Below are 1663 nucleotides of genomic sequence, written 5' to 3'. Positions count from 1 at the left end.
ATTCAGCATCTGTATCAGGTTTAAATGAATAAGAAATAGTTCCTCTATTTCTTAGAACTGCGCCAACATTTGCAAGTGTTGAAACTAGAACTTTAAAAGAAACTAAAACAGAATCTCCAGGGATTACATCTCCTACTTGAACGCCATTTTCGGGATTTGCATTACTATTTAAAATTCCATTTATAGTTACAGAGCCTTTAATAAAATCAACACCATCGGGTAATGTATCTCCTAAAACTACGTTGTTTAAAGCAATTGTACTATTATTTGTTGTTTTTATAGTATAAGTTAATGTATCTCCTGCATTAGAGAAGGGCTTGTCAACAGTTTTAATACCACCTGTAATTAAATCTGTTGGTGCTATTTTAGTCGAAACAACATTTGACTCGCAAAAATCAGATACTGGAGGACTTAGTGGGTCCGGTGTATATTTAAAAGTTGCGACACCTTTATTTTGAGCAGGATTTATATTAGGAAGGGCACTTACTTTTGCTCTAAATTTAACTTCCTTTGATTCACCTTTTGCTAAATTGTTAAGGTTTATTCCTGTTATAGGACTTTCTTGAGATTGTATACCATTCACACTTACAGAACCGTCTATAAAACTTAAACCACCTGGTATAGCATCTTTAAGATTTATTTCGCTAGCTAAAACCTCACCTACATTCGAAGTATTAATTGTATAAGTTACAGTTTCACCAACTACTGCACCTATTGTATCGATAGATTTTTCTAAAAACAATGAAGCTTTATTTAAAGCTAGTGGGACTATCTTAGTATAAGCATCATTGCTTAGGTTATAATTAGAAAGACTAAAAGATTGGATGTTATAGTTAAATGAAACTTTACTATTGTTAGATGAGTAACCACTAGTTGGAACTGCATTTACATACATTTTGTAAGAGATAACGGTTATCTCACCAGGGGCTAAATCCTTAATAACTAAACCATTAAGAGGATTTCCATTTATAGTTTTAGTTCCATCAATAGTAAGACTATCATAGATAAAGCTAAACTCTTCTGATGCTACATCTGTAAAAATTCCATTAATTAAAGGAATTTCACTAATATTTTCTATTTTGATAGTATAAGTTAGAACATCATTTACAATAGCGACACTTTTATCAACCTCTTTTATAATCAGTGCATCACCAATGACTTTTCCAACTTGTGTTTCTAAGATATTGCTTCTTTTTAAATTACTTTCACCTAAAAGTTTAAAAGTAACAGATGCTATACTTTTTATTGGATTTACACTTGGAATATTAGAAATAATTACATCAAAAGATATTATTTTTTCTTCTAAGTAAGCTAAATTTCCTATATTTACTCCATCTAGAATATGTCCATTTATAGAAATATTATTTACCTTTAATGTTTCTGCTTTTAATATAAATCCATTTTCAAGATTTTGACTAATAAAAACATCTTCAATTATTGCAGGTGCTAAATTTTTTACAGTTATAAAAAAAGTTAAAACCTCCCCTATATCAATGATGTTTCTAGTAGAAGACAGTGTTATTTTTATATTTTCATTTCCATTAAAATTGTCTATTTTAAAGGATGTCATTTAATTATCCTCCTTGAAATTACTACTATAATCAATTTATGATTTTTATTTAAATCGGCTATTAATTTTTGCAGTATATTTATATATGCTGTT

1 protein-coding gene is annotated in these 1663 nt (G+C 29.0%); it reads right to left on the bottom strand.

What is annotated here, in order from left to right; genetic code table 11:
• Nucleotides 1-1570: hypothetical protein (locus ACRC28_RS13855; protein WP_438544037.1), on the bottom strand; the 1570-nt coding region annotated here is incomplete at its 3' end.
• Nucleotides 1571-1663 lie beyond the last annotated feature (93 nt).

The sequence above is a fragment of the Clostridium sp. genome (genome assembly GCF_051650885.1).
Lineage (GTDB): Bacteria > Bacillota > Clostridia > Clostridiales > Clostridiaceae > Clostridium.
This window is presented reverse-complemented; position numbering and strand designations above follow the sequence as displayed.